This is a genomic window from Achromobacter xylosoxidans (assembly GCF_014490035.1).
In the GTDB taxonomy this organism is placed as follows: domain Bacteria; phylum Pseudomonadota; class Gammaproteobacteria; order Burkholderiales; family Burkholderiaceae_B; genus Achromobacter; species Achromobacter bronchisepticus_A.
In genome coordinates this window covers 2,933,539-2,947,072 of the sequence record NZ_CP061008.1, presented here as the reverse complement: position 1 = coordinate 2,947,072, position 13,534 = coordinate 2,933,539, and the positions used below count along the sequence as shown (strand labels likewise).

The window sequence follows — 13,534 nt, the reverse complement described above, 5'->3', positions numbered from 1 at the left end:
CGGACGCTTGGCCCAGGGGTTGCCGTCGCCGGCACGGGTCGGCCATGACAAGCCGCCCCATCAACGCTGCCAGGTCAGCAGCTTGACGCCCGCAACGCCAAACACCACGGCCACCGTCCCTTCGATCCAGCGCCGCAGCCTGGCGTACAGCGCAATCATTGGCGCGGTCGAGAAGGCGATCGCATAGCCGCCGAACACCATCACGCCGAGCAACGCGCAACCGCCGATGATCGCGGGCAAGGTGCCGTTCGACGCGCTCTCCCCCAGCCCCAGCGACATGATCGCCATCCAGGCCAGCACCGCCTTGGGGTTGCCGATGTGCATGAGCACGCCCTGGCGGTAGAGCACCCGATAGCGCGGCGTCGCACGGCCCGTTTTCACATTCACAAAGGCCGCGCCCGGCCTCAGCGCCGACCTGCCGGTGCGGAACGCCAGATAGAGCAGGTAGACGCCGCCCACCATCTTCATGATGTAAAGCGCCTGCGCGGACGCCGCCAGCACAGCGGAAATGCCCGTCGCCGCCAGCGTCGCCCAGAATAGAGAGCCCGTAATCACGCCCGCCGCCAACGCAAGCGCCGGCACACGGCCGTCACGCATCGCCGTTGCCATGATCGCCATATTGCTGGGTCCGGGACTGGCGGTGGCAATCAGATAAGTGCCGTACACAAGAGCGAGCTGACTCACGAGCATCTGCGTTTCTCCAGGGATGCCAGGACGTATCCAGCGTTACAGAGGGAGGTCCCCGCGATGGACGATATGGACCTTGTTCCCATCGGGATCGCGCAGATACGCGCCGAAGTAGCCGTCACCGTAATGAGGACGCGCGCCCGGCGCGCCTTCGTCCGTCCCGCCCTGCGCCAGACCGCCCGCATGGGCCGTGCTCACGGCTTCCTGCGAAGGAGCCAGAAAAGCGACCATGCTGCCATTGCCCACCGTCGCCGGCTCGCCGTCGTAGGGCATGTAGACGTAGAAGCGCGGCAGCAGCGCCTGACCGGTCACCCAGCAAAGCGCCAAGGGCCCGCCATCCGGCGTGACAACGCGACGCTTCAATCCAAGCGGAAGCAGCACCGCGTCATAAAAACGGCCCGCGCGTTCAAGATCACGCGTCCCGACAGTGATGTGGCTGAACATTTGATGACTCTCCCTGCGCCCGCCCTGGCGGTGGGCGCTTTCAGAAATGCATGACCTGCTCCAATCGCATCGGGCATGTTACTCGCATGCCAAATCATGCGAATCACTAGAAGAGGCACAGTCCACGCCCGTTCCGCCAGGGCCGGCCGCGTTTTCGTTAAACTGACGCTTTCCGCCTTCTTATGCGCCCCGCCCATCGCGGGGCGCATTGCCTTACCCCATGTCCGACAAAACCCACGACATCCGCCCCGGCCAGTCGATCGAACTGCTCAAGGCCCTGCACATCCTGACCCGCGACGGCAAGATGAACCAGGACAGCCGCCGCAAGCTGAAACAGGTCTACCACCTGTTCCAGTTCATCGAACCGCTGCTCAAAGACGTCCAACAACAACGCGGCGCCGTCACCCTCGCCGACCACGGCGCGGGCAAGTCGTATTTGGGCTTCATCCTCTATGACCTGTTCTTCAAGGAACAGCCCGAGGCGCTGAAGAACGGCTCCCACATCTACGGCATCGAAACCCGCGAAGAACTGGTGAAGTCGTCGGAAGAACTGGCCAAGCGGCTGGGTTTTGGCGGCATGTCGTTCCTGAACCTGTCGGTGGCCGATTCCATCACGTCGGACAAACTGCCCGCCACAATCGACGTCGTCACCGCCCTGCACGCCTGCAACACCGCCACCGACGACGCGATCCACTTCGCCTTGGAGAAGAAGGCCAAGTACATCGTCGTCGTGCCTTGCTGCCAGGCGGAAGTGGCGTCGGTGCTGCGCAAGAACAAGGCGAAGGCGCTGGCTGATCCGCTGGCTGAGATTTGGCGGCATCCGCTACATACGCGGGAGTTTGGGAGCCAGATCACCAATGTGCTGCGCTGCTTGCAACTGGAAGCGCATGGGTATCAGGTCAGCGTGACTGAGCTGGTGGGATGGGAGCATTCGATGAAGAATGAGCTCATCATCGCGCAGTACAAGGATTTGCCGCGCAGGAAGGCGGCTGAGCGGCTGACGGAGATGCTGGAGAGGATTGGGTTGCAAGAATTGAAGGATCGGTTCTTTGTGCAGAAACCTGCAGAGGCGGCGGCATAAGCGCCTGTCGTGCTTCATGCAGCAGCGTCAGCATCCGTGGTGCGTGCCGTCGTCTGCTGCCGGATGCACCGCATGACGCGGTGAACGCCATTCGAGCAGCATTCCCCACATGTCCTCTCGCCCGCGCAAGGCATCCCCGGAGCAGACGGCGCTGCTAACAGCGGCCTTCCCCGCGCGACTGCGAACCGAAGTGGCACATATCGCCGAGGAGATCTGCCCCTCGGTCATGAGCGGCCGCGGATTGTCCGTCATCGTGCAGGACGAGTCATTGACCCTGCCCTATCGCGTTCAGCATGGGGGCGGCGACTCCTTGTCTTCCAAGCTGGACGAACCCCAGGCACTGATCTACGCGTGCATACAGTCACGCCATCATGATGGCCACGTGCGCCAGCGCCAGATTGAGCGGCTCGCTGCGGCTTCCGAGCCTTGGGTTGTGCCATTCGTGGTCCAGCTCTGCAGCGAATACGTCGTGGAAATCCTGCAGGACATCGAGGCGCGCTTGCCCTTGCTGGACAAGCGCGCCTATGGAACGGTTCTTCGAGGCAATCCGGCCTTTCTGGATCTGGCGCAGCAACGCATGACCAGCTACTGGGATTGCTACTACCGGCTGCGCTGGGTCAGGAGCGAAACCTATGTCGGGTTTCGCTTGTTCAAGCAGTTTCGCGACTGGCAGGTCTCAAGCTAGGACCTCACGGGCTTGAAGAGCCCAATCCGCGGATCAATTGCCAGAACTGCGGCGCAACCGATCAGATGAGTTCTTGTTCAAGCGCTTCGCTTCGTCTTCCGCGTAGTCTTCCTCGCCCTCTTCGTACTTGCCCTCATACATGCAGCTGCTGCGGTTCCATCCGCACTCGCCGCCTAATGAGCATCCGGAGCTCAAGGCGGCAAGGAACAAGAGGATGCTGCAACGGCCCAATCTTTGAATCGACATATCGCTCCCTGGTGATCGGAGTAAGTGTAAGGGATGGAGATGACGACTGAGCCGGCGTGACCTGAGCCTGAACTGGAAATGGCCGCAATGCATGGCGTGGATTTGGGCTCAAGTGTGCTCAATTTGGCACGGGTCACGCTTGATTGCGATGCCCGCCGGACTCGATACTGGCATCGCAATCCCACAAAGATCGCCCAGATTGACAGCTGGAAAAGACGGACGACATGGTCGCTGCAATAGCGACTGCCTTCTCTTTATTACGTCAATACTGGAGCGGCTGATGAACGATCACCCTTTGACTCATGACCGATGGGCTACGCCGGACGATCCGGAGTTCTGCACTGTGCGGTTTGCGGACTTTCGGAAAATGGAACGGGCGTGCGCTGCGATTTGGGCTATTGCTCGAATTGTGGGGAACGGCGCGAATGAGCCTGAGGCTAGTGGCGGGCGACCGCTAGATGCTTGGATTATGTCCAATTTGATCGGAGGAATTGAAAGCCTATGCGATCACATGGCGGACCTTGTGGGGTCGAATCTTGACGAATCCAATCTTGGGGAAAGCGCACCGGGTGACGATTGACTGCATGCGGTAGATGAAATTGTAGTCTGACACATTATCCGCTACTACCCTAGAATATATCTCACTGAGGGCGAAGCATCGCTACGTGTACATCTCGGCGACGAAGTCAGACAATGACCTGCGGCTGACCACTCGCGTCGTCGATTAGCACAAGAGGTCCTGTTGACTTGACCAGTCCACCGAGAACTCTCTTTATCAGAGATTCCGAGCCCTTCTCAAACCAAAGTCGTTGTTCCTCTTGGTCGCCCGAATACTCACTGATGTTAAGCAGTGTCCATTCGGCACTCTCCCCACCGAGAGCCGACGTAATCCATGCTTGCCACGAACCGTCGATCCCATTGGCGCGGCTTTCTACGTTAAAACCCTGAAGCTTAGATAAGACTGCTTTGATCTCGCATCCAGTCGGAAAGCGCGAGCAGGCATCCGAATGTGCAATGCCTTGTTCATCAAGCCAAGCCTTCATCTGCGTGTCTATTGGCCAAACCGTCCAAAGCACTCCCATTGCTGCCCTCTCCGTATTTTTCGAAAATGCAAAAAAGGTTTCAGACTACAATTTGGATGGTCAAATTTTAGTCTGACCACCTTATTTTTCTATGCATTATTTATTTCAACAAACCTAACTTCGGGAAGGGCGTCGTGCTTAGCATCCTCCAAGATTCGAAGTAACTCGCCATTCTGATTCTGACTATTTCTAACGATATTTCCTACCAGCCTGACACACGCCGCACGCACAAACGAAACACTAACCGACTCCCGACCGGAGGGAGATATTTTTCTGTAGTCTGAATTATCAAATATAACTGGAAGTATTTCTACCAATGATTCGACATTTTCGTCAGAAAGATAATTTTTGCAATACATTTGATCAACAGTCCAAAGCAGCGCGGACAAACCTTTTATTCTATTTTCCCCTATAAGATAAATCAGCCTTAAGATCAATCTATCCAGAGCAGGCGACTCGTTCTGATTTCTCCAGATCAAAAGGGCATATGAAGCATATGCCAGCCTACTTTCACTGCCCGATTGAAACCCTTGTCTGATCAACCTTTCCACGCGCTCAGAAAATTTCTCGTTCGCTACAACAAAGTACGAGAATGCGACTAAGACTGCTGGCGCTTCGTTGTCGGAATAAAACGCACATAGGCTTTGAAAGCGGTCTTCAGTCAATCTCTCCTTAGGAAGTGAAGGAACAACTGATCGAGCCAAAACCTTGCCGATTAGTTCAGCAGTTCGGTTTTCTTCATGCTGGGAAAAGCCGAACATGTCACCTTTTTTCTTCGGCCGCCAAACAATTAGCTGCTCGAAGTAATCGACAGCCTGATCTGCAGACGGCAGTTCATTGATATTTTTCGCTTGCGCGGCATTGGCAATATCTGTCAGAAGCTCCCTACTAAGCAAGTTTGCACCTTTTGCCTCAAACAGATAGCGCCTGACAAGAACTTTCACAGCAAAAGATTCTGGCGCGGGGAGTTCAAGTAGTACATACCTGAGCAAACCTGTTTCAGGAAGAGCATGAATATCGGGATCACTCCCCCACACTTTCTCTGCGATTTTCTTGAGCTCTAGATCTGTCAGAAAGCACTTCTCAATCAACGGCAAAAGGCGCATGAGGGCTGGCGCGCTTTGAGATGAGCACGGCGCGATGAGGTCTATTATTTCATCTATACGACGATCAAGAGCAGAGTCTTGCTTCCTTTTCCCAGGATATTTTACGACTGGATTAGGCCACTCTTTACGGTCATTAACCCCTATTTCATTTGAAAGCGGAAACGACAAAGCATCCAGCAGAACATCATACTGCTGGGACTCTGGAATACTCTCGAGAGAGAAATTTGCCAGATGATTAACTGGATCGAAAAGCCAAAAATGATGAAACTCAGATCTTTTACCTAGAGACATGGTAAAACGAAAAATCTCTTTTGCCTTTTCCGGTGTGGCTCGCACTGAAACACGTGCCATAACCTCAACAAAGACTCGCAGACGCTCAATAGCGATATGCGCAACAGATGTAGATTTCTCTCTCCATTTTTCTGCCCAATAGTTAATCGCCCGAGTGCATTGATTCAGTAAAAAAACCACATCATCGTCCGAATAACAAGCAACCCGAATTCTTGAGAATATATTTTTTAAGACATCTGAGGTATCACTATTCGCTGAACGGATAGCCAATGCAAAGCGATGAACATTATCAATTCCTTCCAGCTCGGCGAGCCTAGCCGCTTGTTCACCAAGAAAACTAACACCGTTCCATCGCAGTGGAATGCCTACGGCACCAGAAACACCCTCGAGCAGAAACAATGGATGCAGTTCATTGCTAAAACTCAGTGTATTGGCGTTATCTCTGTAACATCCCGGTTCGAATAAAGGTTCGATTGCCCGTTCTTTCTCCTGTTTATCCAGCCCTTTGGCTATCCGTTCTCTAATATACTCAACGTGATTCCATGGATCACACTTGGAATCCCGATAGCTGGATGGGAACGCTTTGAAGTCTTCGCTAAATGACGACATATCGACACCACGCATTAACCAATGCGCCCAAGCTAAGCGCGAAAGGACATGAATCGAGTTGCGATCATTTCGATACTGGACTAAGAGCTCCTTATATGCCTCTGCTATCAGCGTCTCGCCATCACCAAAACTCCCAAGTTCGGCAAGCAGAGCAGCTTTTCTCAATTTCCAAACAGGATCGCTACTAGTAATTTTCTCGACGCATTGCTCCAACGCAGCATAATCGAACCTATCGCGCACTGCGAGGGCATTATGATATGTGAGTTCATCGCTGCTTTCCGGCCAGTATCTCTTTCCTTTCCTCAATATGGCGTTTGTTACCTGAAAAATATGCTCGGCTTCTGGACTATCCATCCAACGCGTGTTTTTCAATAGAAGAAGAGCAATTTCCAACTGCTGTTTTTTTGTCAAAATGCATGGCTTATCTGGATCACATACGAGAAGCAACTCATTCGCCAACCAAGATGGTATAGCCTCATAGGTTACTTGGTAATTCCATGTGATCTCGTACAATAGCTTGGCTTTATAATTTTCGTCCATTGCAGACAAGTTCTTGGGGGTTGGCCAAGGATCGGCTATCTGCCCTTGCAACTCGAATCGCTCCGGATATGGGCAGACCAACCAACCAGGGTAAGAGGATCTATCTTTCTCCAAAGACGGAAGCCTCTCCTCCAGCAACTTGGCCGCACGGCTGGCATCTTGATTAGCTCTGGAAGCCTCGGTTCCAGTCGCTGTTGTACTATGCAGTTGCGCTGGAGCCCATTCCCAAGCTTGTTTAGGCTTAAGATCTTTTAGCGCTTGGATGAATATCCTTGTCGCTTCTAGATGTCTGATATCGCGTTCATCGTAGGCTGCAACCAAGTCACCCAAGTCGATTGGCGCAACATTTATTGATTCCAAATATTTCCGCTTTGCGGAGTTCAATCCCAGGGCTCCAACGAGATATATTCGTCTGGCGTGCATTGCCAGATGATCTCTGACCCACCCGGCCCATTGGATGAAATTTGGATCATCGCCAGAAAAGCCTAACAAACACAGTTCGTTTTCGATAAATACCTGACGCGCAAAATTGACAAATGCTGCATGATGTTGCGGGTATTTTCGATAGTCTTCCTGAGTGAAGACTAAGTCCTGGGTTTTATCGATCGTCCCATGCAATTTGACGATTCTTGGTGATCTTGCGCTGGACAGATCCTCTTGTTTGGATACCACGCTGTAAACGGGTTGATGCACCTCGGTTGATGCACGCTCTAGCAGAGTATCCCAGTTTGTTGTCAAAACCTCTGACCATGGCAATTCCAGTAGAGATTTATGTAGATCGCCAGGCGTCCAAGCTGGATCGTTTAGTTCTTTCTTGATCAGATCATGCAGCGCTTGCCTGCCGAAATAGGCGCAATATTCTTCCGCCAAGCGCAGAGGATCCATGCTGTCTGAATCCAACTCAGCGGAAAGCGTTTTTGAAAAATCGTTCCAGAGAGGTAGTTTCTTAGTGACATCACCCGTCGAGGCAGCGCTTCTGCTAAAGCCTGCCCCCACCATGACTGCCGCCCCGTGATAGGCGCTATCCTGCTGCCAAAGTGTCAATGCGAGTTTCTTTAGTGCAGCGTAATCGGGAAGAGCAGAGATATCTTTCATCATCGCAATATTAATTTAACGTTATGAAAAGTAGGAATCAGACTACGACTATCGAAATCGAAGGCTAACACTTTTTTGTATTCTGTAAATTTATACCTCAAGCCCGCTCAAATTCCATTCACATGAAGGAGACGACCGATACCAAAGCGAAAAATGGTGTCAGACTCTGAGGTTTCCCCACGAATTTCCAGGGAAATCCATTTCACTTCAGAGGCTTGAGATGCGAGGCGAAGTCTGAAGACTCGCTCGTCGGTGATCAGGGCGTGCATGGCGCCAGTCTTATACCCTTCATCAGGCGACCGAACCGTTTGAAAGAAGATAGGCCATGCCCGCAGTCGGAGTATTGCAGAAACTGCTCCAGGATTCGATCCCCAGCCTACATCTGAACCGGCTCAAGGCCCTGATAAGCACAGTGCGAAGTGCGATGACAACACGGCGCCTGACGCTCAGCGGGTTGGCGCGTGGTCTGCCTACAGGACAGGCTATAAGGCATCGCATCAAACGCGTGGACAGACTTTTTGCATCGGATTAAGGTGTCAGACTACAATTTAACTCGCTAAATTGTAATCTGACACCATTTTTCTTACCGATCAAGAATTAGCTGTTCTTGTGGCGAGTGAACTAGAGACCACAGCGATTCAAATGCCTGGTCGGCATTTTGGGGAATTAAGGATTCCCCAACCAATCTCTCAAGGTCTTCGCAGGTAGCAATACATATCCCCTTGCTTGATGCGATTTCTTCGTCCGTCAGAGCCTCTCGCCTCATGGTTGTAACGACGATTGGCAGAACTTTCAAATGCGGATTTCCTGTTTGCTCTAGCTTCTCCAACAATGCAGCCGATCGAGCAAGGAGTTTGGACAACTTTCCATTGCTATTAATTGCCCCAGTCGTGCACTCAATGACCGCAATGTTACCGTTCGGACTAACGGCCAGTAGATCGGCCGCATCAGTTGTAAAGTGACTCGAAAGAGGATTTACGGCGAAGCCGTACATGAACAAGAGGTTGCCCACTCCTGCCTCAAGTATTCGAGCATCTTGTTTATGTGATTTCACATCAAATAGAGATTTCTTGGTTCCTTCGAGATTTTGATCGAATACCTCATGCATTGAACGACGGACGTTGGCTGAATTGTCAGGATCAGTAATCCAACCCTGATGAATCCATCGGCCTCCATACGATGCAAACGCCTGCACAACTGATCCTTTTGGCACATCGATGTCAACGGAGCCTACAACAGCATAGTCTCCGTCTTCAGACCACGTTAGCTGACTTGAATCAAACGCCCCTCGTTTAGTTGCCCTCCTATCAGGGGCCTGCACGCGATATCCAAGCCTTGCCTGCTTACGATCGGTCCCTTTTGCAACACGAATCATCAAACTGGCGACACCATTCTGTATACGTGCGCGACCACTCAAGTCTATGGCGACGATTCCTTCCGCCGTGACGTCAAGAGAACAGATGTCCCATCTTAACGGGTACAGATTTAATTCGCCTGCCAATTCGGCCACTGAGTCGTAAGGCACAATTCCCGAGCGAAGATCGCTCTGGAATTCAGCCATACGACTCTGGAAAACGTGGGAACCTGTCGAAATTGACATCCGCAGCGGATGAATGATTGGTGTATAGAAATTCGATGGCAACTTCTCAAGATAGACAGTGAAATTATTGTGAGTGGATTCTTCCCTTCCAAATCGCACCCAGCCAACGGGGGGTTTCTATTCCATCACCTTGCAAAGCCGAAATCAGGCCCGCATAGTCAACGCCAAGCCTTGATAAGGGTACTGAGCATCCGCAAATAGTCGATGTTCTGACGGTCAATTCCGGGAACGATGGCCCCCCTATTGGATGGCTAATATGACCTTGAGCAAGTTCCAAGCCGTTAGGCCCATCAACCGCAATAAAGCTGAAATTCGGATATTTATAGGCATCGGCATAGGCCGCATATAGCGACGAGAATTCGTCCACCTTCTGTTGGTCATGTGGAAGCAATGATTGCATTTCTGGCTTCTCCATCTTGGATGCACGGGCGATGTTGCTAGCGCTTACCTAGAAACCGTCAGTCGACAACTCCTCACAAATATTGTCAACGATTTCGGAACGGAGGCCGAGAGACTGTTCCTGGCCGCGAGCCGTCGTTAGTGATGGGCTGCTGGCGACCGTGCGAAAAATGGAGAAATGGTGTCAGACTACAATTCTCTCGGCGGATTGCAGCCAGACACCATTTCTCCCACGCGCAAAGGGGACAAACCATGCCCAAATTCGTGACCATCGGATATGGCGATCAAGAGGGCTACGATCGTACGCCCGCGACCATCCGAAACGCAGCGCATGCGCACGACGCAAAATTGCAGAAAGACGGTGTACTGATGGGCATTGCAGGCATGCCAGTGCAAGTGCGCAACCGCGAGGCCGCTCGGGTCGAAACAACAAACGGCCCATTCATGAAATCATCCTTGCCAGTAGCCGGCTTCGCCATCATCGAAGCCGCCGACATGGCCGAAGCTATAGCGATGGTGTCGCAAACGCCCTGCGCCGTCGCGCACGGGGTCGTTGAGGTGTGGCCGCTAGAACAGCCGTAGCGACACCTCTCATCCGCACCGCAGGTTTATGTCTCGCAAGAACCAGGGAATAACAGCCCAGCACCTATCCCCTACCCCGCATTCACAAATGCCGATGGCTGCAAACCATAACCTGCCCAGTCAGCCCCTCGATCAGCCTGGCCAGCCCCCTCGCGCTGCCATCATCCAGCCATTCCGTCCGAACCATCCGAAACCCCATCGCCAGGCTGTACTGCCAATCCAACTCCAATATTCGGTAATCGCGCCCATTCTCCGCACAATGCCATTGCGCCGCCGGATCCTCGTAAGCCGCTCCAATGAAATCAACATGCGAGTCAAACGGCGGCATGGCTTCCAACAATTCATCTGACCCCGGCAAGCTAGGCTCCGAGAGATTCTCCCCCACCGCCACATGCGGCTCAGGGCCGTCATATGCCAGCAGCATCAACGGAAAATTCTTGGGATCTGCATCATAAGAAGCCCGCGTATCGTCAGTCAGAAAAGCACGAGCCACCGGCCCCAGGCAGTACTGCGGACTATTCCAGTCGCTGCTCTCGTTATCGGCATACCGATCCCCCGGCGTAATGCCGTGCTCAGCCAGCAACGCCATGGCCTCTTCCATCGTGTCGTTGTGGCGTATCGGTATCTCCGCCGGCAGATACCCCGCCCCCACGTACATGGCGATCACATCTCCCGTGGTGCGCAGGCCTTCCTGATATTGGTACGAGCCTTCGTTCAAGCTGGCCAGGTCGAAGCTCAGGTTCAACAGCGCGCGATACGGAACACCGTCGCCGCGCGGTTCCATCACATATCCGCCTTCCAGCAGTTTGGTTTCCAGCGCCCGCCAATCAGGCGGCGGCAAATGCATGTCGCGGGGGCACAGGAACTGGTGGTGTTCGGACATGGGCGAGACTCTCTCTGCTGAGGTGGCTGGGGCCGGCGAATTGTAAGCTGGCGCCCCGCGCATTTCCCCAGGCAGGGGAATCAGGCAATGCAAACACTTAATCCACCTTCGCCCCCGACCGCTGCACCAGCGGCACCCATTTGGCGATATCCGCCTGGATAAATGCCGCCAAACCGCTGGGCGGCCCGTCGTGGAAGATCTCATACCCCAAGCCCTGCAACCGCTGGCGCTGTTCGGCGCTGTCCATGACTTTGCGCGCCGCTGCGTTGAGTTTTGCCACGACGTCCGGCGGCGTGCCGGCGGGGGCCATCAGACCTAGATCGACGGTGATCACGTAGCCCGGCACGCCCTCTTCCATCATGGTCGGCACGTCTGGCAGCAAGGGGGATCGGGCCTCGCCGGTGACCGCCAGGGCGCGCAGCTTGCCTTCCTTGACGAGGCCGGACACGCTTGGCGTGTTGTAGAACGCGAAGGCGACCTCATGCGCCATGACGGCGGCCACGCCTTGTGGCGCGCCGCGGTAGGGAATGTGCGCGGCCTGGGTGCCGGTGATCGACAGCAGCAGTTCGGCCGAGAGGTGGTGCGTGGTGCCGTTGCCGCCGGACGAGTACATCAGTTTGCCGGGTTGGGCTTTCAAGGCCGAGACCAGTTCGCGCACGGAGCGGTACGGGCTGTCGGACGGCACGACCAGCACATTGGAGCCGCCGGCCAGATAGGCGACCGGCACGAAGTCCTTGGTCGGGTCGTAGGACAGCTTCGAGAACAGTCCCAGGTTGATGGCCCAGGTATTGTTGGAGCCCAGCACCAGCGTATAGCCGTCGGGCGAGGCCTTGGCTACGTAGCTCATGGCGATCTGGCCTCCGCCCCCGGGTTTGTTCTCGACGACGACCGTCTGCCCCAGTTGCTGGCTAAGGCCGGGCTGGATCGAGCGCGCCAGGATATCGGCCGTGCTGCCCGCCGCCAGCGGCACGACCAGCGTGATAGGACGATCCGGAAACGGCGCCGCCTCGGCTGGCGTCACGACAAGCGACGCACAGGCCAGTACGGCCCCCAGTAGAACCCCTTGTAGTGTTTTCATGATGCCTCCGCGCTGGCGCGAGCAATGGAAACCATGCGGGCTTGCATGATGCCAAGCAGCGTATCGGAGCAGGCAACCCCGAAAAATAGGCGGGGTGCTATAGCGTCATGCCATCACGGCATGGCGGCGTCGCGGCGCAGGCGCTGGGAGACCGAGCGGACCACGGCGACGAAGGCCTGGGCCGCGGGAGACAAAGGGTAGTTGGCCAGGCGCGCGATGGAGATCGGCCATTCCAGCGCCGGGTTGCGCAAGGCGATGCCCTTGATGCCGGCGGGCATCTGCCCGCGCGCGATCTGCGGCAGCATGGCCACGCCCATGCCGGCCTGTATCAGGCCGATGGCCGTGGACAGCAGGACGACGCGCTGTTCGACGCGCGGATAGATATTCGCGGCGATCAAGCGGCGGCTGATGTTGAGCCAGGCGGGCGCTTCGGGGTTCAGCTGGATGCAGGGCAATTCGGCCAGCACCTTGGCATCGACCTGGTCGAGCCTGGCCAGGGGATGATCCATGCGCGCGAAGAGCGCGACGCCGCTGTCCGAAAGCTGTTCCACCATGATGCGGGAGTCGTCGTCCTGCATGACCGCGCCCAGGCCGACATCGGCCTCGTGCGAGAGCAGGCGCGTGCGGATCTGCTGCACCATGCAATCGACCACGATCAGGTCCAGTTGTGGGTGGCGCTGGCGAAACTCCATCAGGATGTGCGGCAACAAGGTGGCCGCGCTGACGTGGCCCACGGCGACCATGACTTTGCCGCGCTTCAGGTCGGAGTGTTCGCGGCATTCCTGGATGGAACTGTCGATGGCCAGGATAGCGCGCCGCGCCGCGTCGACCATGGCCTGGCCGTCGCGCGTCAATGAGACCTCGCGGCCGCGCACCACCAGCGGCTGGCCGACTTCGGCCTCCAATCGGCGGATCAAGTGGCTGACCGAGGGTTGCGACAGGCCCAGGCGTTCGCCGGCGGCCGTGAAGCTGGCCGTTTCACCGATAGCGACCAGCGCGCGCAACTGGCGCAGGGAGACGGACTCGATCGGCTCGGTCATGTAGTGACGTCATGATGGAATAGTTTGCATACTATAGCTATATGGATGTGCGGTCCCTAAGATGGGATTTCCCTAACCCGCCAGGA

13 protein-coding genes are annotated in these 13,534 nt (G+C 55.2%); 3 read left to right on the top strand and 10 right to left on the bottom strand.

Features of this window, described 5'->3' with window-relative positions:
* Window positions 1-60 precede the first annotated feature (60 nt).
* Window positions 61-690, bottom strand: coding sequence for a LysE family translocator (locus tag IAG39_RS13780; protein ID WP_118932153.1), 630 nt, complete (start codon window positions 688-690; stop codon window positions 61-63).
* 36 nt (window positions 691-726) lie between these two features.
* Complete coding sequence (locus IAG39_RS13775) at window positions 727-1,131, bottom strand: VOC family protein (protein ID WP_118932152.1); 405 nt, start codon at window positions 1,129-1,131, stop codon at window positions 727-729.
* 220 nt (window positions 1,132-1,351) lie between these two features.
* Between IAG39_RS13775 and IAG39_RS13770 the strand changes: the two genes are divergently transcribed.
* Together IAG39_RS13770 and IAG39_RS13765 are read left to right on the top strand one after the other, a co-directional pair.
* Window positions 1,352-2,212 carry a class I SAM-dependent methyltransferase gene (locus tag IAG39_RS13770; protein WP_118932151.1) on the top strand — a complete coding sequence of 287 codons (861 nt, stop codon included), beginning with the start codon at window positions 1,352-1,354 and terminating at the stop codon, window positions 2,210-2,212.
* Window positions 2,213-2,321: 109 nt separating this feature from the next.
* Window positions 2,322-2,897 (top strand): hypothetical protein, encoded by a 576-nt coding sequence (locus IAG39_RS13765; protein WP_118932150.1) that lies wholly within the window; start codon window positions 2,322-2,324, stop codon window positions 2,895-2,897.
* 932 nt (window positions 2,898-3,829) lie between these two features.
* On the opposite strand, the gene IAG39_RS13760 is transcribed toward IAG39_RS13765, so the two are convergent.
* The 5 genes from IAG39_RS13760 to IAG39_RS13740 all read right to left on the bottom strand — a co-directional run bounded on the left by IAG39_RS13760 (window position 3,830) and on the right by IAG39_RS13740 (window position 9,866).
* Complete coding sequence (locus IAG39_RS13760; RefSeq protein ID WP_124260355.1) at window positions 3,830-4,225, bottom strand: hypothetical protein; 396 nt, start codon at window positions 4,223-4,225, stop codon at window positions 3,830-3,832.
* Window positions 4,226-4,314: 89 nt separating this feature from the next.
* Entirely contained in the window at window positions 4,315-7,869 is a 3,555-nt protein-coding gene (locus IAG39_RS13755) for an SIR2 family NAD-dependent protein deacylase (protein WP_118932148.1), read from the bottom strand.
* Between the two features lie 104 nt (window positions 7,870-7,973).
* A complete protein-coding gene (locus IAG39_RS13750; protein ID WP_165867807.1) occupies window positions 7,974-8,135 on the bottom strand; it encodes a hypothetical protein in 162 nt (53 codons plus the stop codon).
* A 314-nt stretch (window positions 8,136-8,449) separates the two neighbouring features.
* The gene (locus IAG39_RS13745) at window positions 8,450-9,427 is read right to left on the bottom strand and encodes a hypothetical protein (protein WP_124260354.1); all 978 of its coding nucleotides are present in this window, start codon (window positions 9,425-9,427) and stop codon (window positions 8,450-8,452) included.
* A gap of 103 nt (window positions 9,428-9,530) precedes the next feature.
* Window positions 9,531-9,866 (bottom strand): hypothetical protein, encoded by a 336-nt coding sequence (locus IAG39_RS13740; protein ID WP_124260353.1) that lies wholly within the window; start codon window positions 9,864-9,866, stop codon window positions 9,531-9,533.
* 251 nt (window positions 9,867-10,117) lie between these two features.
* Between IAG39_RS13740 and IAG39_RS13735 the strand changes: the two genes are divergently transcribed.
* Window positions 10,118-10,447, top strand: coding sequence for a YciI family protein (locus tag IAG39_RS13735; protein WP_118932147.1), 330 nt, complete (start codon window positions 10,118-10,120; stop codon window positions 10,445-10,447).
* A gap of 82 nt (window positions 10,448-10,529) precedes the next feature.
* Here the strand turns inward: IAG39_RS13735 and IAG39_RS13730 are convergent, their stop codons facing one another.
* The 3 genes from IAG39_RS13730 to IAG39_RS13720 form a co-directional block, all read right to left on the bottom strand.
* Entirely contained in the window at window positions 10,530-11,330 is an 801-nt protein-coding gene (locus IAG39_RS13730; protein WP_118932146.1) for a hypothetical protein, read from the bottom strand.
* 97 nt (window positions 11,331-11,427) lie between these two features.
* Window positions 11,428-12,408: a Bug family tripartite tricarboxylate transporter substrate binding protein gene (locus IAG39_RS13725; protein WP_118932145.1), complete on the bottom strand. Its 981-nt coding sequence runs from the start codon at window positions 12,406-12,408 to the stop codon at window positions 11,428-11,430.
* Between the two features lie 113 nt (window positions 12,409-12,521).
* Window positions 12,522-13,448: a LysR family transcriptional regulator gene (locus IAG39_RS13720; RefSeq protein WP_059373274.1), complete on the bottom strand. Its 927-nt coding sequence runs from the start codon at window positions 13,446-13,448 to the stop codon at window positions 12,522-12,524.
* Window positions 13,449-13,534: the final 86 nt, after the last annotated feature.

Bases quoted from the DNA above. Each gene is read 5' to 3' on its own strand.
- IAG39_RS13780 (WP_118932153.1), bottom strand. From the start codon at position 690: ATGCTCGTGAGTCAGCTCGCTCTTGTGTACGGCACTTATCTGATTGCC.
- IAG39_RS13775 (WP_118932152.1), bottom strand. From the start codon at position 1,131: ATGTTCAGCCACATCACTGTCGGGACGCGTGATCTTGAACGCGCGGGC.
- IAG39_RS13770 (WP_118932151.1), top strand. From the start codon at position 1,352: ATGTCCGACAAAACCCACGACATCCGCCCCGGCCAGTCGATCGAACTG.
- IAG39_RS13765 (WP_118932150.1), top strand. From the start codon at position 2,322: ATGTCCTCTCGCCCGCGCAAGGCATCCCCGGAGCAGACGGCGCTGCTA.
- IAG39_RS13760 (WP_124260355.1), bottom strand. From the start codon at position 4,225: ATGGGAGTGCTTTGGACGGTTTGGCCAATAGACACGCAGATGAAGGCT.
- IAG39_RS13755 (WP_118932148.1), bottom strand. From the start codon at position 7,869: ATGATGAAAGATATCTCTGCTCTTCCCGATTACGCTGCACTAAAGAAA.
- IAG39_RS13750 (WP_165867807.1), bottom strand. From the start codon at position 8,135: ATGCACGCCCTGATCACCGACGAGCGAGTCTTCAGACTTCGCCTCGCA.
- IAG39_RS13745 (WP_124260354.1), bottom strand. From the start codon at position 9,427: ATGGCTGAATTCCAGAGCGATCTTCGCTCGGGAATTGTGCCTTACGAC.
- IAG39_RS13740 (WP_124260353.1), bottom strand. From the start codon at position 9,866: ATGCAATCATTGCTTCCACATGACCAACAGAAGGTGGACGAATTCTCG.
- IAG39_RS13735 (WP_118932147.1), top strand. From the start codon at position 10,118: ATGCCCAAATTCGTGACCATCGGATATGGCGATCAAGAGGGCTACGAT.
- IAG39_RS13730 (WP_118932146.1), bottom strand. From the start codon at position 11,330: ATGTCCGAACACCACCAGTTCCTGTGCCCCCGCGACATGCATTTGCCG.
- IAG39_RS13725 (WP_118932145.1), bottom strand. From the start codon at position 12,408: ATGAAAACACTACAAGGGGTTCTACTGGGGGCCGTACTGGCCTGTGCG.
- IAG39_RS13720 (WP_059373274.1), bottom strand. From the start codon at position 13,448: ATGACCGAGCCGATCGAGTCCGTCTCCCTGCGCCAGTTGCGCGCGCTG.